20 protein-coding genes are annotated in these 23,461 nt (G+C 57.6%); 11 read left to right on the forward strand and 9 right to left on the reverse strand.

The window, feature by feature from the left end:
• Positions 1-79 precede the first annotated feature (79 nt).
• The 5 genes from J5M72_RS25785 to J5M72_RS25805 all read left to right on the forward strand — a co-directional run bounded on the left by J5M72_RS25785 (position 80) and on the right by J5M72_RS25805 (position 8,776).
• Positions 80-343, forward strand: a complete 264-nt coding sequence (locus tag J5M72_RS25785) for a hypothetical protein (protein ID WP_169429235.1) — start codon at positions 80-82, stop codon at positions 341-343.
• Between the two features lie 178 nt (positions 344-521).
• Positions 522-905, forward strand: coding sequence for a hypothetical protein (locus tag J5M72_RS25790; protein WP_169429236.1), 384 nt, complete (start codon positions 522-524; stop codon positions 903-905).
• Between the two features lie 203 nt (positions 906-1,108).
• Positions 1,109-2,308, forward strand: a complete 1,200-nt coding sequence (locus J5M72_RS25795) for a glycosyltransferase family 4 protein (protein WP_207867713.1) — start codon at positions 1,109-1,111, stop codon at positions 2,306-2,308.
• A gap of 46 nt (positions 2,309-2,354) precedes the next feature.
• Complete coding sequence (locus J5M72_RS25800; RefSeq protein WP_207867714.1) at positions 2,355-3,215, forward strand: hypothetical protein; 861 nt, start codon at positions 2,355-2,357, stop codon at positions 3,213-3,215.
• Positions 3,216-3,217: 2 nt separating this feature from the next.
• Complete coding sequence (locus J5M72_RS25805; RefSeq protein ID WP_207867715.1) at positions 3,218-8,776, forward strand: calcium-binding protein; 5,559 nt, start codon at positions 3,218-3,220, stop codon at positions 8,774-8,776.
• Between the two features lie 77 nt (positions 8,777-8,853).
• On the opposite strand, the gene J5M72_RS25810 is transcribed toward J5M72_RS25805, so the two are convergent.
• Positions 8,854-9,966, reverse strand: coding sequence for an enoyl-CoA hydratase/isomerase family protein (locus tag J5M72_RS25810; protein ID WP_207867716.1), 1,113 nt, complete (start codon positions 9,964-9,966; stop codon positions 8,854-8,856).
• A 133-nt stretch (positions 9,967-10,099) separates the two neighbouring features.
• Here J5M72_RS25810 and ung point away from each other — a divergent pair, with 133 nt between their 5' ends.
• Both ung and J5M72_RS25820 read left to right on the forward strand, forming a co-directional pair.
• On the forward strand, positions 10,100-10,795 hold the full coding sequence (ung, locus tag J5M72_RS25815; protein WP_169429241.1) for a uracil-DNA glycosylase: 696 nt from the start codon (positions 10,100-10,102) through the stop codon (positions 10,793-10,795).
• Between the two features lie 158 nt (positions 10,796-10,953).
• Positions 10,954-11,400, forward strand: a complete 447-nt coding sequence (locus tag J5M72_RS25820; RefSeq protein WP_207867717.1) for a hypothetical protein — start codon at positions 10,954-10,956, stop codon at positions 11,398-11,400.
• A 66-nt stretch (positions 11,401-11,466) separates the two neighbouring features.
• On the opposite strand, the gene J5M72_RS25825 is transcribed toward J5M72_RS25820, so the two are convergent.
• From J5M72_RS25825 to J5M72_RS25845, 5 genes are read right to left on the reverse strand one after another with little or no spacing between them, the layout of a single operon-like run.
• Complete coding sequence (locus J5M72_RS25825) at positions 11,467-12,507, reverse strand: AbrB family transcriptional regulator (RefSeq protein ID WP_207867718.1); 1,041 nt, start codon at positions 12,505-12,507, stop codon at positions 11,467-11,469.
• The gene (locus J5M72_RS25830) at positions 12,500-14,014 is read right to left on the reverse strand and encodes a tripartite tricarboxylate transporter permease (protein WP_085729996.1); all 1,515 of its coding nucleotides are present in this window, start codon (positions 14,012-14,014) and stop codon (positions 12,500-12,502) included. The genes J5M72_RS25825 and J5M72_RS25830 overlap by 8 nt, the downstream gene beginning before the upstream one ends.
• 1 nt (position 14,015) lies before the next feature.
• The gene (locus J5M72_RS25835; RefSeq protein ID WP_169429244.1) at positions 14,016-14,474 is read right to left on the reverse strand and encodes a tripartite tricarboxylate transporter TctB family protein; all 459 of its coding nucleotides are present in this window, start codon (positions 14,472-14,474) and stop codon (positions 14,016-14,018) included.
• A gap of 58 nt (positions 14,475-14,532) precedes the next feature.
• On the reverse strand, positions 14,533-15,510 hold the full coding sequence (locus J5M72_RS25840) for a tripartite tricarboxylate transporter substrate binding protein (RefSeq protein ID WP_169429245.1): 978 nt from the start codon (positions 15,508-15,510) through the stop codon (positions 14,533-14,535).
• A gap of 39 nt (positions 15,511-15,549) precedes the next feature.
• On the reverse strand, positions 15,550-16,842 hold the full coding sequence (locus J5M72_RS25845; RefSeq protein WP_207867719.1) for an OprD family porin: 1,293 nt from the start codon (positions 16,840-16,842) through the stop codon (positions 15,550-15,552).
• Between the two features lie 237 nt (positions 16,843-17,079).
• Here J5M72_RS25845 and J5M72_RS25850 point away from each other — a divergent pair, with 237 nt between their 5' ends.
• Entirely contained in the window at positions 17,080-17,751 is a 672-nt protein-coding gene (locus J5M72_RS25850) for a response regulator (protein WP_169429247.1), read from the forward strand.
• The gene (locus J5M72_RS25855) at positions 17,744-19,129 is read left to right on the forward strand and encodes a sensor histidine kinase (RefSeq protein WP_169429248.1); all 1,386 of its coding nucleotides are present in this window, start codon (positions 17,744-17,746) and stop codon (positions 19,127-19,129) included. The genes J5M72_RS25850 and J5M72_RS25855 overlap by 8 nt, the downstream gene beginning before the upstream one ends.
• Positions 19,130-19,132: 3 nt before the next feature.
• On the opposite strand, the gene J5M72_RS25860 is transcribed toward J5M72_RS25855, so the two are convergent.
• Positions 19,133-19,954: an HDOD domain-containing protein gene (locus J5M72_RS25860; RefSeq protein WP_169429249.1), complete on the reverse strand. Its 822-nt coding sequence runs from the start codon at positions 19,952-19,954 to the stop codon at positions 19,133-19,135.
• Between the two features lie 35 nt (positions 19,955-19,989).
• Positions 19,990-20,931 (reverse strand): folate-binding protein YgfZ, encoded by a 942-nt coding sequence (locus J5M72_RS25865; RefSeq protein WP_207867720.1) that lies wholly within the window; start codon positions 20,929-20,931, stop codon positions 19,990-19,992.
• A 149-nt stretch (positions 20,932-21,080) separates the two neighbouring features.
• On the opposite strand from J5M72_RS25865, the gene J5M72_RS25870 reads away from it, so the two are divergent.
• Together J5M72_RS25870 and J5M72_RS25875 are read left to right on the forward strand one after the other, a co-directional pair.
• A complete protein-coding gene (locus tag J5M72_RS25870; RefSeq protein ID WP_065257636.1) occupies positions 21,081-21,335 on the forward strand; it encodes a succinate dehydrogenase assembly factor 2 in 255 nt (84 codons plus the stop codon).
• Positions 21,319-21,771, forward strand: a complete 453-nt coding sequence (locus tag J5M72_RS25875; protein WP_169429251.1) for a protein YgfX — start codon at positions 21,319-21,321, stop codon at positions 21,769-21,771. The genes J5M72_RS25870 and J5M72_RS25875 overlap by 17 nt, the downstream gene beginning before the upstream one ends.
• Here the strand turns inward: J5M72_RS25875 and nadB are convergent.
• The gene (gene nadB, locus J5M72_RS25880; RefSeq protein WP_169429252.1) at positions 21,740-23,356 is read right to left on the reverse strand and encodes an L-aspartate oxidase; all 1,617 of its coding nucleotides are present in this window, start codon (positions 23,354-23,356) and stop codon (positions 21,740-21,742) included. The two genes, J5M72_RS25875 and nadB, sit on opposite strands and share 32 nt — an antisense overlap.
• Positions 23,357-23,461: the final 105 nt, after the last annotated feature.

The raw sequence follows: 23,461 nt of genomic DNA on the forward strand, positions 1-23,461 counted from the left end.
CTCGGTAGCGGTTCGCCAGTCAAATCTGTTGTCAGCCGGTCTGTGCCGACTGCTGTCGCAGGTCTTTCAGGAGGCCGTCATGCGTATTTCAAAATTGCTGCGTCGGGTGCTGCTGGGTGCAGTGCTCGGTCTGGGACTGTCCGGTTGCTATTACTACGCCGGCAGCTACGATGCCTACCCCGCAACCTATTACTATCCCGGCTATTACTCTCCCTATTACTACGGTGGCTATTACGGTCCGCGTTACTACGGTGGTGCCCGCTATTACTACGGCGGCTATGGCCATCGCGGCGGTTACGGACGGGGTTATCACGGCGGCGGATATCACGGTGGCCACCATTAATCAGTGGCTGAATGAGTCGATGTTTTCGTGAATAAGGTTTCATCAATCACATGTTTCAACTTGTTACAGAAACGCACCAGTTTCAGAAAACGCTGTCAGATATTTCGTCAGTCGCCGAATGAAAGACTGACGCCTGCCAGCGTCGCTGGTGTGGCTACCCGCGGTCCAGGAGGCCGCCATGTATCGCCGAATTCTTCTGTTTACCGTGATGCTTTTTTCCCTTGGCGGATGCGTCCCTTATTCCTACGGAGATGGCTACTACAGCTCAGAGGTCTACACATCGCAGGCACCTTCGTATTACAGCGGTGGCACTTATTACACCGGCGGCACGTATTATTCGGCACCGCGCTACTACCAGCCAGCACCGCGCTACTACCAACCGGCGCCCCGGTATTATTCGGCGCCTCGTTACTACCAACCGGCTCCGCGCTACTACGAGAGCCGTCGCTGGCACGGCGATGATCGTGGACGCTGGGATGGCCATCGTCGTGGTGGCTGGGACGATCACCGGGGTCGTGGTAACTATGACCGTGGCGATCACTGGCGAGGCAACCGCTGGTAACCCCCCGCAAAAAAGCGGCGCATTGAGCGCCGCTTTTTTTGTGCCTGTTTTTTGCGTTGGTGCGGATCGCACCATCTCCTAGGCGGTTATCGGAACCCTCCTACAGTTTCATTTCTGAATATTTGTTAGCGTTTGTATGTACCTGTTGATGTTGAAAAACTTCAACTTCATGGAGGTGTATAAACGCGGAATATTGCTCAGATATGAATCTTCTTATCATTCATCAGAATTTTCCCGGTCAATTTCGTCATGTGGCCTTGGAGGCATTGCGCGGGCGTATGGGCGTCATTGCAATTGGACGCGATACAGCGCCAGGTATTGCCGGGGTAAAGTTACTTCGATATCGACCATCAAGGAAGATGATTAATGGCGTTCATGACTATTTGCATAAATATGAAGAGGCTGTTTTGGACGGGCAGCAAGTTCGACGAATATTGAAGAGACTCAGCCAGGCAGGCTTTCGGCCTGATGTAGTTCTTGCTCACCCTGGGTGGGGTGAAACGCTATTCGTCAAAGACGTGTACCCCGATGTGCCTCTGTTTCATTTCTGTGAATACTATTACCGAGCGCGTGGGGCAGACTTTGGTTTCGATCCTGAGTTTCCCTGTGCGATGGATGCGTCTTCAAGGATTAGAGTCTTGAATTCGATGCATCTCCTGAATGTTGAGCAGTGTGATGCCGGGATTGCACCTACACAATGGCAGCGCGGTCTTTTTCCGAAAATATATCAGTCCAAAATTCGCGTCATTCACGAAGGCATTGTTCAATTTGGCGAATCAGAAAAGGTCGAGTCTGTAACGCTGCCGAGTGGGCGCGTGATAAAAGCAGGCCAGCCTATCGTGACTTATGTTGCCAGAAACCTCGAGCCGTACCGAGGCTTCCATAGTTTTATGAGATCCATTCCCTATATTCAGGAAAAGTGCCCGAGCGCGCAGGTCATTGTAATGGGCGGTGATGGTGTCAGTTATGGAGGGATGCCCATTGGATACCCTAACTGGCGAAGCAAGATGGCCGCGGAGTTGGATGTTGATATTTCAAATGTTCACTTTGTTGGGAAGTTGCCTTATCAAATATACAGGTCGGTTCTGAGTCTTTCGAAGGCTCACGTGTATTTGACATATCCGTTTGTTTTGTCTTGGTCTCTGTTGGAAGCAATGGCATCTGGCTGTGTTGTCGTAGGTTCAAATACCGCTCCCGTGCAGGAAGTTATCGAAGATGGAATCAGCGGGATACTTGTTGATTTTTTTGACGCTGAAGAAATCGCCACGGCAGTGTGCAGGGTTTTAACGTCTTTCGCTGGTTTTGAGTCTATGAAGGATGCAGCGAGGTTGAAGGCAAGCGAATTCGATGTGGTTAAAGGAGTAAGCGGTTACTTTGAAGTGTTTAAGGAGTTGATGAGGTGAGTTGTTTCGAGTGATGTGATTGGTCATTTTAAAATGGAGATTTGAAATGCTTAAGATGTCTCGCAAGGAAGTTTTTCGCCAGTGCCGAAGGGGAGTTAAATATGGAGTGTTACTAGCGATCTGTTATTGGGTCGTTGATTTCTGTATCCGATGGGAGGAGGCCGCAGAAGCGCGAGAGATTTATCAGAAGAAACAAGGGGAATGCAGCAGGAAGCTGGCGGGTATGGAGCAGGTCCCGATACTTGGCGGCAGTCTGCTGGATCGTACAAGGATTCCCGGGTTCTATTTTGGATCGACATTAAGGAGCGACGGTTCCTGTATTGCCGATCTTCTTGATGGGTCATTCTGGTGGACGGGAAAAGAACTGGTTCCTGTGTATGAAACTCTTGGGGTAGAACCACCCACCAGCTGGACGCATTACCACGTTACCGCCAGGCTTTACACCAGAAGGGATACCACGGAACCGCACAATATGGGCGGGCGGCATGTGGATTGGCCGGATGAACTGATTGTTAAGCTGAAAAATTATCCAGGCCTGGAACTTTGGCTTACCGCGCCTCCACCCAGTATCAAAAATGAATTCTCTGTTCGAATTTTTGTTATGCAGGACTGGCGCCGGCGTGATGGAACACCACGGAAGATAAATTGTATTGGTTTAAATTCGCCCGAATCTAAAGCTTCTGCCAGTGGTTTGAGTAAAGCATATCTTTTGAAAATGGATAAGGAGCAGTTGGAGAATTTGGAGTTTGGGAGTTTACGTACGTATTGTACGGTCGAGTTGCACCATTTCGACTTTGCAGGTGGGGATGCTCGTATACATTTGGGTACCGAGGGTTTGCGGGGGGCACCAGAAGCGCTTAAGGCTGTCAGTGACTATCTTTCACATTCAATTATTACAAGGAAGTAAATATGAGCTATATATTCAGTGATTTGGAAAAGTCGGAAATTTTGCAGGCTGCAAATATTTGTGAGGGAATGGAATTCAATGTCGAGGATGAAGAGTATTTTGCGTTGGCAATGGAGGGGCGAAACTGCGCTGTACTTTATCGCACATTGTCGAATGTTTTGGGTGAGAAATTTTTAGACGGTTCTGCGTTCGATGAGAACGTAATGGGCATTTTTAAAGATGCCAAACTCTGGCTCGATGTAGCAATTGATGCAAATGGCGGAGTGGGCGCTTATTCTGCATTGATCCGAGCTTATACCCTGCGGCAGGGGGAGTTAAGGTTAAATAAAAAAATCAGCGATTCGAAGATGCAACAGTCATCTAATCAGGTGGCTGTCAATCTCATGAATACGTTGATAAAAGGCTCCGTTGAGCATAATTTGGCTCCATGGACTGTGCCCTCCATAAGCCAAATTGCAGCAATCGATGCGAGCGCTATTGGTAAAGTATTATTTCGTGAAGATGTTGGTGACATTGATACAGCTACCAGTCGTAATGCGGGATGGTCTGGAACAATCGGCTTTAGCCTGTTGGGTGGAGAAAAACCCTATGAAACCTGGCGACTGATCTCGGCCGGTGACCCGGATTCTCATATAAAAGGTAATCACGACCTCGCCAAGTTCAATAGGTTAGACGATCTAAAGAATATTCTGTTTGCCGTGGACTCATACAGTGTTGCATTGCACGCTGTGATCAAGAATTTCGGACTGAATATCGTCGAGAGCCTGTTTTCAGTCCTGCCCGAACAGATAAACATCGCTCTTGCCAGTGGCAGCATCAATCCGCTGATTCAGCATGTGGTGAAAGGTACGCCCATCTCACCTATTGTCAGCCTGATATTGCGATATAACCTGAATGATTTCTTTGACATGCTCAGGCGAACCTACGACGGAAACTCGGCCGCCACGCCTACCACCGACGAAACCTTCGCCTCCAATGCCTACACCTTTTTCTCCGCACTTTCTCCGTCTCAATCGCAAAGCATCGTTACCAGAACCATTGGCGAGTATGGCAGTGCCAAGGACTGGGCAACGTTGGCCAGTCAGGCAACGCCAATCGGCGCCGCGTTACGCAATTCCCTCAAGCAACTAAGCGAAATCGTGATTGAGCGGGCCGACGGTTTTTCCGAACGCGAACTGGAGCTTTACGATCCCGAAACGGGGGAGGGTTTCATCACTGAGCAGTGGCTTGCCGATCGTTCTGAAATGCTGGCCCGGCTGATTTCCCGAACCAATGGATCGTTCGGTCGAAATACTGTCCAGACCTTTTCCTATTCGGATCTGGCTTCGGGCAAACAGGCCCCGATGACCACCGGCGTCTCAAACCCTCTGGTCATGTTTGGTGATGACGGCGGTCGATCATTTGGTGGCGGAACGAATACCGATCATCTTTACGGCGGTGGCGGCAACGATTCCATGAGCGGACTGTCCGGTAATGACTTTATCCAGGGGGGGCGTGGCAATGACTCTTTAACAGGAGGCGACGGCAATGATGCGTTGTACGGTATGGCCGGTGATGATGTGTTGGCGGGTGGCAAGGGTAACGACTCTCTAACTGGCGGGCCGGGTAACGATCGGTATGAGTTCTCCAGCGGAGATGGAGTAGACGAAATTTTTGATGCGGACGTTGGGGGCGGATTGCTGATAAATGGACTTCCGATCCAACCTCTCGAACGCAGTGCTCCGCTCAGCAATATCTGGCTTACGGAAGATCGAGCCATCAGCTTGACGCTCATTGAAGATCAGGCTGAAAACACGCTGAACATTAAATACGGACTGAGTGATCTCATCGTCGTAAAGAACTTCAAGCCGGGGATGCTCGGCATTGATCTTCCTGATTACCAGGGCCAGACGTTCCCCGCTCCCGATCTGGTCCTTCAAGGCGACTGGAAAGTCAAAGATAACGACCCAAATGTTCGCGGAGATCAGCCTTCCTTTGATGAGTTGGGCAACGCCGTGCATTTGCCCAATGTTAAGCAGAGGAACAAAGCCGACCTGCTTTACGGATCACCGAAAGATGACCTCATCGTTGGTCTTGGCGGGTCTGATCGATTGTTCGGCAAAGAAGGCAACGATCGTTTATTCGGCGACAAGCAGACGACGCTGGAAAATGCATTTGCCGATGCAACAAAAGGAAAGGCCAGCCGTGGCGACTGGCTGGATGGTGGGCAGGGTGATGACCTGCTTGTCGGCACTGCCTCGCGAGACGTGCTGCTCGGCGGCAACGGTCGAGACACGCTGATTGGAGGAGCAGGTGATGACAATTTGTCCGGTGATCAAACAACCGGAGCACATGAGCAAAATTGGACAGTCAAGCGCATCGACGTTCCACTCAGTGATGGCGTCATCAGCATGCGTAGCGTCTTTGACAAATTTTCATTAAATAGTCCCACCGAGGGCAGTGACGACATCCTCTATGGGCAGGGTGGCCGAGATTTTATTATTGGTGGCTGGGGAGATGACCTGCTCGATGGCGGAAGTGACGACGACACACTGTGCGGCGAAGAGGGTAATGACACGCTGGCTGGCGGGAGTGGCAATGACACATTGCTGGGAGACAACCTGGATTGGGGTGGCGGTCTCGACAGTCGCCATCATGGCAACGATTTGTTGGCGGGTGGCAGTGGCGATGACTCCCTTGCCGGAAACGGTGGTAGCGACGTGTTGTACGGCGGCAGCGGCAATGATGTGCTGAAAGGTGATGACGAGGTGCTGCGAGGCGTTTCGGGTGATGCCGCAGACTTTTTCGGAAGTGATTTTCTGGATGGCGGTGAGGGAAATGACACCCTTTGGGGCGGCGGTGCCGGTGATTCGCTTTTCGGTGGCGGAGGGAATGACGAATTGGTCGGTGATTACCATGAACACCCGATTCGTTATCACGGTGATGATTATCTTGATGGCAGTACGGGAGACGACACACTCCGTGGATTGGGTGGCTCCGACACACTGGTAGGCGGATCAGGTGCAGATGCTCTGGATGGTGATGAGCCTGGCTTGAAAGCGGGCGGAACCAATGATGACCACATTCAAGGTGATGCAGGAAACGATACGCTCTGGGGAGGTTTGGGCGCCGATACGCTTTTGGGCGGTGCCGATGATGATTTTTTGATGGGGGACTACGAGCAAACATCCGAAGCAGAACATGGCGCCGATTATCTTGACGGCGGTTCAGGCAACGACACTTTGCTGGGCGGTGGCGGAAACGACACGCTGGTTGGCGGGGAGGGAGTCGATTATTTGCGCGGCGGCCCTGGCGATAACGTGTTTGAGGGTGGTGCCGGCAACGATTATCTGGAAGGGATGCAGGGTAACGATGTTTTCTACTTCGGAGTGGGCGATGGAGTGGATGTTGTTAGCGATACAGGTGGCAACAATGTCGTAAGTTTTGGCGGTGGATTTTCTGCTGAGAGCTTGCAGGCCGAGATCGTCAATCTTGATGCGGGCACAGCGTTGCGGCTGTCGAATGGTACTGGTGACGCGCTTCTGATTCGTCACCATGAAAATTGGGCAAGTTCTACGTTCAGGTTCAACGATTGTGTGATCCTGAGTTTCCAGGATGTAATCAAATTAACGGTGCAATCGGTAGACGTAACGGATCCGTCTGCGACATTTGCTGCGGTACCCGATCCCGAAAAAAAGCAGGACATTGAGAGTGAGAGCGTAGCAGTCGTCCAGACACAGCCCGATGACTTAGCTCCTTCTACTGAGAAGGAAGGCAGTGAAACGGGTCGTCACACCGGGTGGGATAGCCTTTTTCTTTCGGAACTGAACACAAAGCGCTCAGCGGCCCGGCAGGCATCAGGATTTGCACTGAACGATCAGGGTGTTTGGGTTAGAAGTCATATTGCTACCGACGAAAGTGGCTATGCCATTAGCGCCGAACTGATCCATGAGGACGTTGAAGCCGGAGTCTTTTCCAGAACACCCGAGTGGATGGGGGCGATTGCCGCTGACGCCGTGGTGACTGAAAGGCAGTCAATCTCTGCAACGAAAACTACATTCAAGTTTGTAAAAACTGAAGCAGCGCAATTACCAACACAAAAGCCAAAGTATTATCCGTCTGGCTCCAGTTATTCGGGGTTTTCGTTCAATTTGGGCGATGCTGTAGTCGAAGATATCGATCATTCGGGCGCCATTCAGGGGTGGTACGTGTACCCCGCTGGCAGTTTCGAAAGTCATGAAACTGTTCGTAAAGCGTTTCGCTGGAGTTCTACTACTCAAACGATCAAGCATAAAGTTGTTCATGGTAATGACGCTGGTGGCAGGGTAAATCTCGAAGTGGGAAATCTCTTTCATGGCGGTGCAGGAGATGACTTGGTGGTTACCTATGCTGGTTCGGTGCTTGAGTACGGCGAGGTGAACGACAGGATCCCAGGCGCATTTTTATCAGCTGGCGCAGGCAACGACACACTGCTCGGCTCCGCGGGTGCCGATTATTTGATCAGTGGGCCGGGAGAAGATTGGCTTTACGGCGAAAACGGTCCCGACACTTACATAGTTGAAGCGCATGATGGCGCAACCACCATTATTGCCGACGTGCTTAACCCTGTTTTTTTGCGCCCCGAGGTTGGAGCCTCTGGGTGGCATGAAGAGTTTGGGGGGCTTGATATTGATACCGTCGTTCTTCCGGAAGAGGCGAAACCAGATAAGTTGAAACTAACCTGGGGCGCTGTGTTGGTTGAGGCGGTAAATATTGAACTGTCACCCACCCCACCACGTGGGGCTCATCGTCAACCGCCTCGGGCCCAGATGCTGTACACCACACTCGATATCGAATGGGGCGGAACTCAAAAAGTACGAATCGTTTTGCCCAATCCGAACGATCTCAGTGGTTCCGGAATTGAACGGGTGAGGTTTGCTGACGGCTCGAGCATCAATTTTAAAGACGTCGTTAGCCGCTTAGGCATCGCCCCCGATACTTATCATCATGGCATCACCGTTCAGTACGCTACTCAGGTCAAGTCTTTTCGAGACAACCGTTTTCTACCGCTCGTGGGCGGTCGCGGTAATGACACCCTCAGCGGCACTGGTGAAATAAGAGGGATGCAAGGAGATGATCTGCTTGGCGGTGGCTCAGGTGATGACGTGCTTTACGGTGGGCCGGGCAATGACACCTTGTCCGGTGGCGGGGGCAATGATGTGTATAAATATGATGGGCTTGGGCGAGACCTGGTAATCAATGCCGGTGGCGGAACTGACGGTATAGACTTTTCGGAGGTCGGACTGTCGATTGATCAACTCAAGTTCCACCGTGAACGGGATGATCTCGTCATCGTAGTCAGCTATGGCATGTCTCCAAAGATTCGTGTCTCCGAACACTTTTCAGGAGGCGATGCCGCTATCAGCTTCATCAGCGTTCAAGGAGACGAGGGAGCTGTTGAAAATTACACGGCGAATCAACTCGCTGAGCTTTTGCACCCTCTACCTCCGTTACGGGATGTAGAGGATATCTTGTCGAGAAATGATGAAGAGTCGTTGCAGGCAATGAAGGAAATAATCGCGTTTTACGAGTTGAATGTTTGATCGCAGATGATTTCGCAACTGGCTCAAACTTCCCGCGACAGAGCTCGAGAGACTGCCATCGCGGGCAATGATCGGTTTTAGTATTGCGACAGATCCGCCAACGGATGCCGCCCCTCCCACACCTTGTGAAAGTGCGCCTCGACCACCGCGTCCGGCACCCGGGCGATGTCCGGCCAGTGCCAGTGCGGTTTGTGATCCTTGTCGATCAGCCGCGCCCGGACCCCTTCGCTGAACTCCGGATGTCGGCAGCAATTGAGGCTCAGGGTGTATTCCATCTGAAAGACTTCGGCCAGCGACAAGTGGCGGGCGCGGACGATCTGTTCCCAGACCAGATGCGCCGTCAGTGGCGAGCCTTCACTCATGGTTTTCGCCGCACGGGCAATCAACAGATCGCTGCTGTCGCGATGCAGGCTGATGGCTTTCCAGGCGCAGGTCACATCGCTGACATCCAGCCATTCATCGATCTGCTGCCGACGCGGCAGCCATTGCGCCTCAGGTATTTGTGCCACGGCTTCCTGCTGCAACGCCTTGAGCAGGCTGTTGAGTTGCATGGCGGTCTGTTCCTGCCAGTTCAACTGCAACAAACCGTCGATCAGTTCCTGTTGCTGTTCGTCGAGCAGGAAGCGGTCGGCCAGGTCCAGATCGATCGCATCGCGGCCGTTCATGTGCGCGCCAGTCAAACCGAGGAACAAGCCGAGCTTGCCCGGCAGTCGTGACAGAAACCAGCTGGCGCCGACATCCGGGTACAGGCCGATGCTGATTTCCGGCATCGCCAGACGACTGCTCGGCGTGACGATCCGGATGCTCGCGCCTTGCAGCAGGCCCATGCCGCCACCAAGCACATAGCCATGGCCCCAGCAGATCAACGGTTTCGGGTAAGTGTGCAGGCTGTAATCCAGACGATATTCCGCGCTGAAAAACTGCGCAGCCAGCGGCGGCACTTCGCCGGGATGGGCGCGGCAGGCTTCTACCAGACTGCGCACCTCGCCGCCGGCACAGAAGGCCTTGGCGCCGTTGCCGCGCAGCAGCACGCAGACGATTTGCGGATCCTTGGCCCAGGCGTTCAGTTTGTCGCTCAGGGCGTGGATCATCGGCAGGGACAGCGCATTGAGCGACTTTTCGGCATCCAGAGTGGCCACGCCGATGCGCGCGCCGTCGGTGCCGGTCAGTTCTTCGAAGTGCAGATTCATCGTGACCTCGATCGGGAATTTGAACGATCAGTATGACCGCTGCGTGGGAAAGTGCCGGATCTGCGTCAGATCAATTGACAAGCGTGGTCGGCTTTCCTAGGGTTCGCCCCAATTGTTTTTGCCGGATGTAACCATGACTGCTGACGACCGTATCAAACTCGAACCGAGCTGGAAGGAGGCACTGCGTGCTGAGTTCGACCAGCCCTACATGGCAGAGTTGCGCACTTTTCTGCAGCAGGAGCGGGCGGCCGGCAAGGAAATCTATCCGCCAGGCCCGATGATCTTCAACGCGTTGAATTCGACGCCGCTGGACAAGGTAAAAGTGGTCATCCTCGGCCAGGACCCGTACCACGGCCCGGGTCAGGCCCACGGCTTGTGCTTCTCGGTGCAACCGGGCGTGCCGGCGCCGCCGTCGCTGGTCAACATCTATAAAGAGTTGAAGCGCGACCTGAACATCGACATCCCCAACCATGGCTATCTGCAGAGCTGGGCTGATCAGGGTGTGTTGATGCTCAACACCACCATGACCGTCGAGCGCGCCAACGCCAATGCGCACAAGGACAAGGGCTGGCAGTTTTTTACGGACCGGATCATCGAGGTGGTCAGCCAGCGCCAGCCGCATCTGGTGTTCATGCTCTGGGGCTCCCATGCCCAGAGCAAGCAGAAGCTGATCGACGCCACCAAGCATCTGGTGCTGACGTCGGTGCACCCGTCGCCGCTGTCGGCCTATCGCGGGTTCCTCGGCTGCGGGCATTTCAGCCGCACCAACAAGTTCCTGGAGCAGAACGGCGAAGCGCCGATCGAGTGGCGCCTGCCGTCGGTTGTTTAAATACTCTTCTGAAGTCTCTCGGGTGGTGAGAGCCGCCCGTCGGATTGCTTCATCTACCTGTTATTTCTGACAGTAGATATAAAGGTGAAACCCATGTTTAGTTGTGCAGTCGGCGTCACAGGCGACTGTGCTGGTAAACAATGGAGCGGGAGAACGTCATGAATGATTTGAACATCAATGATGTAAAGTCCTTTCCGAAGGCATTGGGAAGTCTTTTTGCAAGAACTACGCGGTTTGATCCAACCAACCCTCTGAGCGTAATCGACACTAAAGATGTTTTTCTCCACAATGACGGCGTCTATTACGCCGCAGGTGGTAGGGTCGCTATTTCTGACTTCTTCACGTCGATTATTTTTGAGTTACCACCAGGTCTCGCGATTGGCGAGCACGCTCTCGGGCCCGGCGGTATCGGCGTTCGCTATTACGTTGATGACAGTGGTGGCGGTGGTGAGCAAGAATACTTCCGAGCGCTTGAGGGAAAGATCACGTTCACTGGAGTCGCCGAAGGTAGGCGTTATCAAGCCTCGGATTTTGAATTTAAAGCTCGCATCGGCTCGGCTGGTAAAACGGTAGAAGTGATGATGGGGAAACTCGATATTTCCTGATTGGGCCAAGAATACGCTTCGAGGCATGCTCTTCCGTTCTTGAAGCGTATTGGGCGTCTACATGATTTACGGGCATTCCCCGTTTCTATTCCAATACTTGAACAACGGTTCCGCCAGAAACAGCACGAACAACAGCCGCATCACCTGCATCGCCGTCACCAGCGGCACTGACAATTGCAGGGTTTCCGCCGTCAGGCTCATCTCGGCGATCCCGCCGGGCATCATGCCCAGGGTCAGCGAACGCAGATCCAGATGCGTCATTGCACTCAGTCCCAACGCCGCCAACGTCGCGATCAACATGGTCAGCGCCGTGCCGATCAACGTGCGTCCCATAAACGAGGGCGCCCGGCGGAAGAACTGCCGGTTGAAGTGACAACCCAGCCCGCTGCCGATCAGCCATTGGCCGATCTGGCTGCCGCCATTGGGCAAACCGATGTGCAGATCCCAGCCGATGCTCACTGCCGCGCTGACCAGCAGCGGGCCGAACAGCCACGGATTGGGTTGACGCAGACGTTGCCAGAGCCAGGCGAGCAGGCCGCCCGCCGGAAAAAGAATCGCCAGCCAGCGCCAATCGACGCTGCCGGCGTGAGAAGTCGGGGCGCCATCGCCCAGCAGATACTTGAACGCCGCCGGAACGCACAACACCACTACCAGCACCCGCAAACTCTGCCCGGCCGCGACATGGCTGAGCATCGCGCCGTTGCGTGCGCCGAGGTTGACCATCTCACCGGAGCCGCCGGGCATGCTGGAGAAAAACGCCGTGGCGCGATCCTCGCCGGTGCGGCGCATCAGCCACACGCCGACCACCGCCGAGAGGCTGGTGACCAGCGCGCCGAAGAAGATCAAGCCGAAGTGGCTGAGCACCTGCTCCATCACCAGCGGGGTGAAGTGCAACCCGATACCGATCCCGACGATCCACTGGCCGCATTTGCGGCCGCCAGGGATTTCGGCCAATTGCCACGGAGTCAGGCAGCGCACCAGGATGATCGCCAGCAACGAGCCGACCATCCACGGTAGCGGCCAGCCGATCTGGCTGGCGATGTAACCGCCAAGCAGACCGACCAGCGGGGTTCCCCACCAGGATTTGAGGGAAGACCGATCAAACATCGGCAATGGCGCGTTGCGCAGCCGAGCGTTTGCGCCAGATGCGCAGCAGCGGCATCAGCAACATGATCGCGGTCAGCACCCAGACGCCGAAGGTGATCGGACTCGACCAGAGGATTTCCAGGGCACCGTTGGAGATCGACAGTGCGCGGCGCAGGTTCTGCTCCATCAGGCCGCCGAGGATGAACCCCAGCAAAACTGGCGACAGCGGGAAGTCCAGTTTGCGCAGGATGTAGCCGAAGATGCCGATGCCGACCATCAGGAACAGGTCGAAGGTGGTCGCGTGCACGGCGTACACGCCGATCCCGGTAATGATCGCGATCACCGGCACCAGGGCCCAGTTCGGCACGGCGAGGATGCGGGTGAAGATGCGGATCATCGGGATGTTCAGGATCACCAGCATGATGTTGGCGATGAACAGCGAGGCGATCAGGCCCCAGACGATGTCCGGCTGTTGCTGGAACAGCAGCGGGCCGGGGGTGATGTTGTACAGCGACAGAGCGCCGATCATCACCGCCGTGGTGCCGGAACCCGGTACGCCGAGGGTGAGCATCGGCACCAGCGCGCCGCAGGCGGAGGCACCGATCGCGGTTTCCGGCGCAGCGAGGCCGCGGGCGTCGCCCTGACCAAACTTGCCGCTGGCACCGGCGATGCGTTTCTCGGTCATGTAGGCCACGGCACTGGCCAGCGTCGCGCCGGCGCCCGGCAATACGCCCATGATGAAACCGAGCAGGCCGCAACGGATGTTCACCACGAACACCGACGCCGCTTCCTTGAAGTTGAACATCATCCGCCCGGTGGCTTTCACCGCTTCCTGGCCGCGATGGGTTTTCTCCAGCAGCAGAAGGATTTCGCTGATCGAGAACAGGCCCAGTACCAGCACCACGAACTGAATGCCGTCGGTCAGGTGAATGTTGTCGCCGGTAAAACGATACACGCCGCTGTTGGCGTCGATGCCGACGCTGGACAGGAACAGACCGATCAACGCCGCAATGAACGTCTTCAGTGGTCGGTCACCGGCCATGCCGCCCAGGCAGACAATCGCGAACACCATCAGGACGAAGTATTCCGCCGGCCCGAAGGCAATCGCCCATTTCGCCAGCAGCGGGGCGAACAGCACCATGCCGCAGGTGGCGATGAACGCACCGATGAACGAGCTCCACGCCGACAGCGACAGCGCGACCCCGGCCAGACCCTGGCGGGCCATCGGGTAGCCGTCCAGAGTGGTCATCACGGTGGAGGCTTCGCCGGGAATGTTCAGCAGGATCGAACTGATCCGGCCGCCGTATTCGCAGCCCAGGTACACCGCCGCCAACAGGATCAGCGCCGACTCCGGCGGCAGGCCCAGGGCGAAAGCGATGGGTATCAGCAGTGCCACACCGTTGATCGGTCCCAGGCCCGGCAGCAGGCCGACCACGGTGCCGATCAGCGTACCGGTCAGCGCCGTGACCAGGTTGTACGGGCTCAGCGCGACGCCGAAGCCCTGTCCCAAATATCCGAGCGTATCCATATCAGTTCTCCAGAACGTCGAGCAGGCCGAGGGGCAGCGGTACGTCCATCAGACGGTCGAACAGCAGGTACAGACCGATGGCCATCAGCGTGGTCACCACGATGCTGGGTAACCATCGGCCGCCGTACAGGCGCGCCATCGGGACGCCGATCAGGCAACTGCTGAGGATGAAGCCCAGCGGCTCGAACAGACCGGCGAACACCAGCAGCAACAGCACGCAGATGCCGATCTTGGTCAGGGTTTCGCGGTCCAGCGGCGGCTCGTCTTCACTGTGTTTGATCGGCGCCGGGCGAAACACCATGTACAGCAGCGCCAGGCTCATCAGGCCGAGCATCAGCAGAGGAAACGCCCGCGGGCCGACCGGCTCGTAGGAAAACGCAGCCTGATAGGGCCACGCCATCAGTGCCAGGCCGGCACAGGCCAGCAGTAACACCGAGGCAAAAATGCGTTGAATCAGCATGAGGAACTCCTGGGCCACGACCTCGATGCGCGAGGCCACGGCCGCTAGACAGAGACGATCACTGGATCAGGCCGAACTCTTTGGCCAGCACTTTGTAATCCGCGACTTGCTTCTTCACGTAGGTGTCCAGCTCCGGGCCGGTCATGGCGAACGGGAACAGTTCACGCTGATCGCGCAGCTTGGCGAACTCTTCGGAAGCCAGCAGTTTGTCGAAGGCACCTTTCCACCAGGCGTAGTCTTCATCGCTGACTTTTGGCCCGAGGTAGAAGCCGCGCACAACCGGCCAGACGATGTCGTAGCCTTGCTCGCGAGCGGTAGGGATGTCTTTCATTTCCGGCTCGTCCAGACGGTTTTCAGCGAACACGGCCAGCAGGCGCATGTCACCGCTCTGGATGTGCGGCATGGAGTCGGAGATGTCGGTGCTGCCGACCTGGATGTGGCCGCCGAGCAGGGCGGTGGCGATCTCACCGCCACCTTCGAGGGCAACGTAACGCAGGTCGCGTGGGTTGATCCCGGCAGCTTTGGCGATCAGTGCAGTCTGCATCCAGTCCTGGCTGCCGACAGTGCCGCCGGAGCCGATGACTACGGCACTCGGATCTTTCTTCAGTGCCTGAACGAGATCATCCAGGGTCTTGTAGGGCGAATCGCTTTTCACTGCGATGGCACCGTAGCTGGTGCCGACCGCCGCCAGCCAGCGTACGTTGGTTTCATCGAAACGGCCGAACTTGCCTTGCGCCAGGTTTAACAGCGAACCGCTGGACCAGGCCACCAGCGTACCGGCGTCCGCCGGGCGCTGAGCCACGACGGCGTTGTACGCAACAGCACCGACACCGCCGGGCATGTAGGTCACGCGCATTGGTTTGGTCAGCAGCTTTTCGTTGACCAGCGCGCTTTGCGCCAGTTTGCAGGTCAGGTCGAAACCGCCGCCGGGGGAGGCCGGGGCGATGCATTCCGGGCGCTTGGGTTCGGCCATCAGTTGGCCGGCGAACAGCATGACGCCAGCGGCCAGAGCAACTTTACGCAGTGATAAGTTCATCTAAGTCTCCTTGGGAGTTGTTGTTATGGACGTACTGAATTACCAAAGGGCAACGCTATAGCTCACCAGCAGACGCACTTCATCGGCATCGCGAGCGGAGTAGTTGGAACGGTAAGTGGCATTACGCAAACGCACGGCAACGTCCTTCAGGGCGCCGCTTTGTACTACATATTTGATCTCGGTGTTGCGCTCCCACTCCTTGCCTTCATCGCCGTTCTTGAGCTTGATGTTGTCACCGCTCAGGTAGCGGCTCATGAAGCTCAGGCCGGGGATGCCGAGTCTGGCGAAGTCGAAGTCGTAACGGGCCTGCCAGGAGCGTTCTTCGGCGCCGGCGAAGTCGTTGATCTGCACGAAGTTGACCAGGTACGGGTCGCTGCCATCGACATAGGGGAAGGCGCTGTCGCCGGACATGTGCTGATAGCCGGCGGTGAACTTGTGGCCGCTCAGGGCATAACTGACCAGACCGTTGAGGGAACGGTTGTCGATCTCGCCGCCACGGGCTGCGCCCTGATCGTCACTGACGGCAAAACGCAGGTCGGTGGCGAAGGTGCCCGGTCCCATCGGCCGCGAAGCGACCAGTCCGAAGAAGTGCTGGTTATAGACGTCGTCGAGTTGGGCGAAGTGGTAGCTGCCGGTGATCTTGTCGGTGAACTTGTAGTCCACGCCGGCAAAGTCGAAGTGCCTGCCGGCGACGGTGCCGGCGAAACGGCCGTTCTTGTTGTTGAGGGCAATGTCCTCGAAATCGGTGCTGTCGCGGTCCTTGGCTTTCTCCAGACGTCCACCGGTGAAGGTCAGGTTCTTGATCTCTTTGGAGGTCAGCAAACCGCCTTCGAAGGTCTGCGGCAGGATGCGCCCGTCGTTCGGCTTGAGGATCGGCAGTTCCGGAATCAGGCTGCCGATCTTCAATTCGGTGGCGGAGATCTTCACCTTGCCGGTCAGGCCGAGTTTGGAGTACTCGTCCGCCGCGCGACCGTCATCGTGGGTCGGCAGCAGGCCGGTGCCGGTGCGGTCCGGGCTCGAATCGAGCTTGACCCCCAACATCCCCAGTGCATCGACACCAAACCCCACGGTGCCGTCGGTGTAGCCCGATTGCAGGTTGAGCATGAACCCCTGTGCCCACTCGTCGCGCTTGGACTGCTGGGCGCTGGTGCCATCGCGAAAGTCGCGGTTGAAATACATGTTGCGGGTTTCGAAGGTGGCGGAACTGTCTTCGATGAAATCGGCGTAGCTCATCGGTGCGAAACCGGCGAGGGCGGCTGCACCGGCAAGGGCGGCGGGGCTGAAACGGGAAGGACGAACAGGCTTAAGAGCCTTGGTCTGCAAGGACGGCATGCGAGGTGTACTCCGTTTATTGTTCTTATTGGTCGAAAACGCTTCGAGGCGTTTTTCGTATCGCTGTGTGGCATCAGCGACGGCAGTCGGAACTGTCCGTGGCCCGACTCTAACGGGCTAACCTTTCGCTAACCTTTCAGCTGACTTTCCCGGATTTCGGGCTTCACAGCGGCGGTTGCGGCTGTAAACTCCGCGGCAAAGAATGGCGTCGGCCATCCCTGAATGAGGTAAAGCTCCATGCGTGTTCTGCTCGTCGAAGACCATCTGCAACTGGCCGAAAGCGTTGCCCAGGCGCTCAAGAGCACCGGTCTGACCGTGGACGTGTTGCACGATGGCGTGGCTGCCGACCTGGCGCTGGGCAGCGAGGAGTACGCGATGGCGATCCTTGATGTCGGCCTGCCGCGCATGGACGGATTTGAAGTGCTGGCGCGTCTGCGGGCCCGGGGCAAGAACCTGCCGGTGCTGATGCTGACGGCTCGCAGCGACGTCAAGGATCGGGTCCACGGGCTAAATCTGGGGGCTGACGATTATCTGGCCAAACCTTTTGAGCTGACCGAACTCGAGGCTCGGGTCAAAGCCTTGCTGCGCCGCAGTGTGCTGGGCGGCGAACGCCTGCAGCGGTGTGGTGTGCTGGCCTATGACCTGGAGACCCGACGCTTCACCCTCGGTGAAGAACTGTTAACCCTGACCTCCCGCGAACAGGCGGTGCTCGAAGCGCTGATCGCCCGTCCCGGCCGGGTGATGAGCAAGGAGCAACTGGCTTCGCAAGTGTTCGGTCTCGACGAGGAGGCCAGCCCCGATGCCATCGAAATCTACGTGCACCGCTTGCGCAAGAAGCTCGACGGTCATGCAGTGGCCATCGTGACCTTCCGGGGCCTGGGTTATCTGCTGGAAAGCCGCGATGCATAAGCCCAGCAGCCTGCGCTGGCGGTTACTGTGGAACCTCGCGCTGTTGTTGGTGGTATTGATGCTGGCCAGCGGATTGAGCGCTTACTGGAACGGTCGCGAAGCCGCCGACACCGCTTACGACCGCACACTTCTGGCGTCGGCGCGGACCATCGCCGCCGGCCTTTCGCAGCGGGACGGCAGTCTCAGTGCCGACGTGCCTTATGTAGCCCTCGACACCTTCGCCTACGACAGCGCCGGGCGCATCTATTACCAGGTCAACGACATCCATCAGAAGTTGATTTCCGGTTACGAAAACCTGCCCGGCCCGCCGCCGGGAACGCCGAGAACCGACAGCTATCCGGCGCTCGCGCGTTTTTACAACGCCACCTATCAGGGCCAGAACGTGCGTGTGGTCAGCCTGTTGAAAGCGGTGACCGAACCGAACATGAACGGCATGGCGGAAATCCGTGTCGCCGAAACCGACGAAGCGCGTGTCAGCATGGCCCGCAGTCTGGCGGCCGATACCTTGTTGCGGCTGGGCATGCTGGCAATTGGCGCATTGTTGCTGGTGTGGTTTGCGGTCAGCGCGGCATTGCGACCGATCGAGCGTTTGCGCACGGCGGTCGAGGAGCGTCAGCCCGACGATCTGCGGCCCTTGCCGCTGGTGGAGGTGCAGCACGAATTGTGGCCGCTGGTGCGGGCGCTCAATCACTTTACCGAACGCTTGCGCGGGCAGTTCGAACGACAGGCGCAATTCATCGCCGATGCCGCCCACGAACTGCGCACGCCACTGGCAGCGCTCAAGGCCCGTCTTGAATTGGGGCTGCGTTCCGGCGAGCCGCAAATCTGGCGCGAGACACTGGAATCTTCGGCACAAAGCACCGATCGTCTGACCCATCTGGCCAACCAGTTGCTGTCGCTGGCGCGGGTGGAAAACGGTGCCCGGGCGATTGCCGAGGGCGGCGCGCAGTTGCTGGATCTGAGCCAGTTGGCCCGGGAACTGGGCATGGCCATGGCGCCTCTGGCTCATGCGCGCGGTGTGGCTTTGGCGCTGGAAGCGGATGAGCCGGTCTGGCTGCGCGGCGAGCCGACGTTGCTCAACGAACTGCTGAGCAATCTGGTGGACAACGCTCTGGCGCACACGCCATCGGGCGGCAACGTGATCTTGCGGGTGCTGTCGCCGGCCGTGCTTGAAGTCGAAGACGACGGCCCGGGTATTCCTCAGGATGAGCGTGACCGGGTATTCGAGCGCTTCTACCGGCGCAACCAGCAGGTTGCCGGCTCCGGGCTGGGTCTGGCGATCGTCGGGGAGATCTGTCGCGCCCATCTGGCGCAGATTACCCTGCACGATGGCGAGCCCGTGGGGTTGAAGGTGCGGGTGAGTTTTATCGCAGGCTGAGACTCAGTAGAACATCGAGCGCGATTCTTCCAGATCTTCGCACAACGCCTTGTTGTCGATGTCTATCCCGAGCTTGCGAAAGGCCGGAACACTGAGCGGGTCGATCCGGGCGAGGGGATGATCGGTGTCTTTGTGGCAATACAGGCTGGCCACTTGCACCAGATCCACATAATCGACCTGTGGCGATTCGCGTTTCAGATCCTGATACAGCCCCGGCAACTCCACGAGGCGCTCCGGGAATTCCCAGACCCGCAGCAACTTGTCGCCGATCAGCGGATGAATGTGATCGATCACATGATTGAGGCTGACGGGGTCGGACAGCAGTTCGTAATGGTCTTCGGCGTAGGTCAGGATCGGCAGCACGCCGATCTGGTGCACCAGCCCGCCCAATGCAGCCTGATCCGGCTTGAGCTGGGTATAGCGGCGGCACAATGCGTAGCTGACGCCGGCGATCTCCAGGCTCTTGCGCCAGACTTCGCGCATTTTCTGTTCCACCACCTCGGAGCGTGCGTGGAAGATCTGCTCCATCACCAGACCGATCGCCAGGTTGCTGCTGTAGTTGACGCCCAGCCGGGTGATCGCGGTATGCAGGTCGGTGACTTCCTGCGTGGCGCGCAGCAAGGGACTGTTGACCACTTTGATCAGCCGTGCCGAGAGCGCCGTGTCACGGCCGATGACTTTGCTCAGGTCGCTGACGCTGATGTCCGGGTCTTCGGCGGCCTTGCGAATCTGCAGGGCCACTTCCGGTAACGTTGGCAGAACCAGGTCATCGTTATCGATGGCCTCAACCAAATCCTGTTGGACCTTATCCGCCAGCTCACTCATGTCATTTCTCTAGGGTGTTGCAACAAATGCTGCGATCAACGCTGGATTTCGCGGTCGCGATCCAGTTCGTAAGGCAGGTCGAGCAAGTGCAGCGCCGGCCCTTCGACCGTACCCAGATGCAAATCGCCCGCTTCGGCAGCTTCGGCCTGCAACACGGCCAGCAGTTCAATATTCTTTTCGGCGCGGGCGGCCAGCACCACTTCGCCGATGGAACTGCCGTGGCTCGGAGCGAACAGCGGGGTGCCGGGCTCCGGCAACTCGCTGGCGTCCAGTTGCACGCGGTACAGGCGACGCTTGAGCTTGCCCAGGTACTGCATGCGCGCAACGATCTCTTGCCCGGTGTAGCAACCTTTCTTGAAGCTCACGCCGCCGACCGCTTGCAGATTGAGCATCTGCGGAATGAACAGTTCGCGGGTGCCCGGCATGACCTGGCCGATACCGGCACGGATCTGGCCCAGCAGCCATTGATTGAGTTCGGCTTCGGTCAATTGCGCAGACAGCTTGCCTTTGATGGCGTCGGCCTGATCGGCTGGCGCCCAGAGTTCGGCACGGTCGGGGGAGACGCGAATCGCGATCAACCCTTCGTGGCGAACCACGCTGTCGGTGTCCGCCGACAGTTCCAGACCCAGGCTGCTCAGGGCTGCATCCCCATGCTCCAGACCGAAGCGCACCCATGACTCGCTTTCGTCGGTCAGTTTCGATTTGGAGAACACCGCGTACTTTTTCAGGTCCGCCAGTTGTGGCTCCAGCAGCTCGCCGGCCATGGCCAGCAGCACGCCGTCGCCTTCAAGCACGATGCGGAAACTCGACTGCATCCGGCCTTTCTGCGTGCAGCGGGCACCAAGGCTGGCCCGGTCATCACTCAGGTAATTGATATTGCAGGTCAACTGGCCTTGCAGGAATTTGCCGGCGTCCGCGCCGCGAACCGCGAGAACGCCTTCATGAGAGAGGGTGCAGAAAAAAGCAGAATCGGCCATGGGTCATCGCAGGGTAAATAGACTGGGGCACATCATAAGGGGGTGGTGTTGAAATGGGTAGTTCATAAAGGATCGGTGGCGCCCGACCAAAGCCGACTGTTCGGCCCGCCTCTGGCCTGTATACTTGCGGCCTATTTGAGGAGCGCTCCATGGTCGAACAAGTTGAACTGAATCGCCTCTTTTGGCACAGCCGCCGCGGCATGCTCGAGCTTGACGTGTTGCTGGTGCCGTTTGTGAAAGAGGTCTACTCGAATCTGAACGAGGTGGATCGCGCGCTGTATGTCCGCCTGCTGGAATGCGAGGATCAGGACATGTTCGGCTGGTTCATGGAACGCAGCGAGTCTGAAGATCCTGAGCTGCAGCGCATGGTTCGCATGATTCTGGATCGTGTCCAGCCCAAGTAATACGTTTGAATGCCGCTGGCATGCCTCACGGCAGTTGCTGGCGGCGTATCTCCTGGCCCAGGCGTTGGCCCTGTGCGCTCTGTTTCTGCTTGTCCTGCCTTTCTGGGCCAGCCTGCTCGGGGCGGTCGCCTGTCTGATCCATGCTGTGTGGGTATTGCCCCGTCAGATTCTGCTGAGTCATCCCAAAGCTTTCTGCCGATTGCGTCGTGATGCCGATGGCTGGCAGTTGTGGAATCAGGCCGATGGCTGGCAGGCGGTGCAGTTGCGTCCGGACAGCCTGGCATTGCCGTTGATTGTGGTGTTGCGCTTTCGATTGCGCGGTGAACGTTGGGTCAGATCGATCTGTGTACCCCGGGATGCGCAGGCGGCGGATTTGCACCGACGCCTGCGGGTGCGGCTCAAGTTCAGCCGGCGTAGGTGGGCGGCACCAGAATAGTATCGAGGGCTTCGGGCAGCAGGTCCGGGTAGTCGAGGGTGTAATGCAGGCCACGACTTTCCTTGCGCTCCATGGCCGAGCGGATCATCAGTTCCGCCACTTGCGCCAGGTTGCGCAATTCGATCAGGTCGCGGCTGACTTTATAGTTGCTGTAGAACTCGTCGATCTCGTCCAGCAGCAGACGCACGCGGTGCTGTGCGCGCTGCAGGCGTTTGTTGGTGCGCACGATACCGACGTAGTCCCACATGAAGCGCCGCAACTCGTCCCAGTTGTGCGCGATGATCACGTCTTCGTCGGAATCGGTCACCTGGCTCGCATCCCAGGCGGGCAGGGCGCGCGGGATGGCGACGTCGGACAATTGCTCGAGAATGTCCGTGGCGGCAGAGCGGGCATAGACGAAGCACTCCAGCAGTGAGTTGCTGGCCATGCGATTGGCACCGTGCAGGCCGGTGAAGCTGGTTTCGCCGATGGCGTACAGACCAGGCACGTCGGTGCGGCCTTGCTGGTCAACCATAACGCCGCCGCAGGTGTAGTGCGCCGCCGGCACGACCGGGATCGGTTGCTTGGTGATATCGATGCCGAATCCGAGGCAGCGCTCGTAAACCGTCGGGAAGTGCGTTTTGATGAATGCTTCGGGTTTGTGGCTGATGTCGAGGTAGACGCAGTCGACACCCAGACGCTTCATTTCATGGTCGATGGCGCGAGCGACGATGTCCCGTGGCGCCAGTTCGGCGCGTGGGTCGAAGCGCTGCATGAAGCGTTCGCCGTTCGGCAGCTTCAAATGTGCGCCTTCCCCGCGCAGGGCTTCGGTGATCAGGAAACTCTTGGCCTGCGGGTGATACAGGCAAGTGGGGTGGAACTGATTGAATTCCAGGTTCGCCACGCGGCAACCCGAGCGCCAGGCCATGGCGATGCCATCACCGCAGGCGCCGTCAGGGTTGCTGGTATAGAGGTAGACCTTGGCGGCACCGCCGGAAGCCAGAATCACGAATCGAGCGCCGTAGGTATCGACTTCGCCGGTCTTGCGATTGAGCACGTAGGCGCCGAGGCAGCGGTCGCCGTCCAGCCCGAGGCGGCGCTCGGTGATCAGGTCCACCGCGACTCGCTGCTCCAGCAGTTCGATGTTCGAACGCTGTCTGGCCTGGGCCAGCAAGGTTGTGAAAATCGCGGCGCCGGTGGCATCGGCGGCATGGATGATGCGGCGATGGCTGTGGCCGCCTTCGCGGGTGAGATGGAATTCGAATCCGCCGTCTTCAGTCCCGGATTGTTCATCACGGGTGAACGGCACGCCTTGGTCGATCAGCCACTGGATCGCTTCCTTGCTGTGCTCGACAGTGAAACGTACCGCATCTTCATGGCACAAACCGCCGCCGGCATTGAGCGTGTCGTCGACGTGGGATTCGACGGTGTCGGTGTCGTCAAGCACGGCCGCGACGCCACCCTGGGCCCAATAGGTCGAACCGTTGGCGAGATCGCCTTTGCTCAGTACCGCGATGCGCAAGTGACCGGGCAGGGTCAGCGCGAGACTCAAACCGGCAGCGCCGCTGCCAATTACCAGGACATCGTGTTGAAACTGTTGGCTCATTTCAGGATTCCGCTCAAAGCGACCCGGGTCGGGGTTGGCGCAAGACAGGCGGAGGGGCGAGTCGAGACAGCCACACAGCCCACTAGTATATAGAGGGGTGGAGCG

This window comes from Pseudomonas sp. 58(2021), assembly GCF_017491585.1.
Taxonomy (GTDB): domain Bacteria; phylum Pseudomonadota; class Gammaproteobacteria; order Pseudomonadales; family Pseudomonadaceae; genus Aquipseudomonas; species Aquipseudomonas fluorescens_BT.